At 62.1% G+C, this 1,558-nt stretch carries 2 protein-coding genes; both read left to right on the top strand.

Annotated features, from left to right (window positions below; genetic code table 11):
• Positions 1-1,032 (top strand): DUF2345 domain-containing protein (locus AC3G88_RS29360; protein WP_488894489.1); only part of this gene is annotated, 1,032 nt, incomplete at its 5' end.
• Positions 1,013-1,558: T6SS effector phospholipase Tle3 domain-containing protein (locus AC3G88_RS29365; protein WP_488894490.1), on the top strand; the 546-nt coding region annotated here is incomplete at its 3' end. The genes AC3G88_RS29360 and AC3G88_RS29365, both read left to right, overlap by 20 nt.

Below are 1,558 nucleotides of genomic sequence, written 5' to 3' on the forward strand. Positions count from 1 at the left end.
CAGCGCAACAACAAGCTGCGCTTCGAGGACTGGGAGGGGCATGAGGGGATCAAGCTGTCGACCGAGTACGGCGGCAAGTCGCAATTGAATCTCGGATATCTGGTGGACCGCCAGATGAAGGAGCGGGGGCAGGGGTTTGAGTTGCGGACCGACCTCAAGGGTTGTGTCCGCGCGGGTGCGGGGCTTTGGCTGACGGCCGATGTTCAAAAGGCAGCCAACGGGCCTCAGGCCGATCTCTTGCCGGCCTCTAGCCAGCTGGAGTTGGCCATTGCCCAGGCGGAAGGCCTGGCCGAGGCCGCGCGTCTGGCCGTCGCCGAAGTCGCCGATCTGAAAGCCGAGAACCGCTGGCTCAAGGACAGCGTTGTCGAGTTGCAGCAAGCCGTTGTGGTGCTGTCGGCCCCAGCCGGCATTGCCGCCACCACGCCCGACCGGATTTCCATGGCCGCCGGTAAAGATATCGGCATCAAGACCGCTGCCCTCTTCCATCTTCACGCGCTGCGTAACGTCGTGATCGCGGCGGGCGAAACGATATCGCTGTTTGCTCACAGGCTCGGTCTCAAGCTGATTGCGGCGCGAGGAAAGGTCCTGATCCAGGCTCAGGCCGATGCCATGGAACTGGTGGCCGAAAAGGACGTTCAGCTCGCGAGCGCCAGCGGCACGCTGACAGCCAACGCGCGCAACGGCGTGGTGCTGAACGGCGGCGGCAGCGCCTACGTCAAGGTGCACGGCGACAACGTCGAGATCGGCGGCAGCGGGCGGCTCATTCTCAAACTGATTGAAATCGACAAGTCCGGACCGGGGTCGCTGGAGCTTCCGTTGCCAGGCTTCGCCCGCACGGACCCGGCGCAGACAGAGCGGTTCGTGCTGACGGATGAATTCGACGGCGCGCCAATCATCAACAGCCTCTATCGAATTCGCCTGGCCAATGGCGACATCGTCGAAGGCCGCACGAATGCCGCTGGCGAGACCGACATCCTGACGCGCGATATCGCCCAGGGCATGCAGCTACTCCATGTCAATCGAGAACTTTGAAATGACCGACCAATCTTCCGATTCTCGTAAATCCGCCAATACGAAGCCCCACGTTGAAGAGCCACCCGAGGTGCGGCCCGCCACCTCCACACGCGTTGTGCCGATGCAACGCGACGCATTCGGCAAGCCGTACTGGGAATCCTTTCTGACCCCTGCCAGCTACCAGGTGAGGGCCGAGGCGCGTGTGCCGCCGCACTTGCCGGGGATCATCATTTTTGTGCATGGGGTGAATTCGGAGGGGGAGTGGTATGACAAGGCCGAGCAGGCGTTGTGTGAGGGGTTGAACGAGCGCCTTGGATTGGATGGGAGCGCATTCCAGTTGAAGGCGAATTCGTATGTGGACGAAAGCCCCGATCCTTCCGGTAGCAGCACGAAGCACCCGCGCAGGATCAAATCGGACAACCCCGGCTACTCCCCCGTCATCCGCTTCTACTGGGGCTACCGAGAACCCGACGACAGCCCGGGCCGCTTCAAGATTCCACTACGCAATATCGCTGGCGCTGACTTCTGGAAACGAAAGGAAGCC

Source organism: Cupriavidus sp. 86D6 (assembly GCF_057815095.1).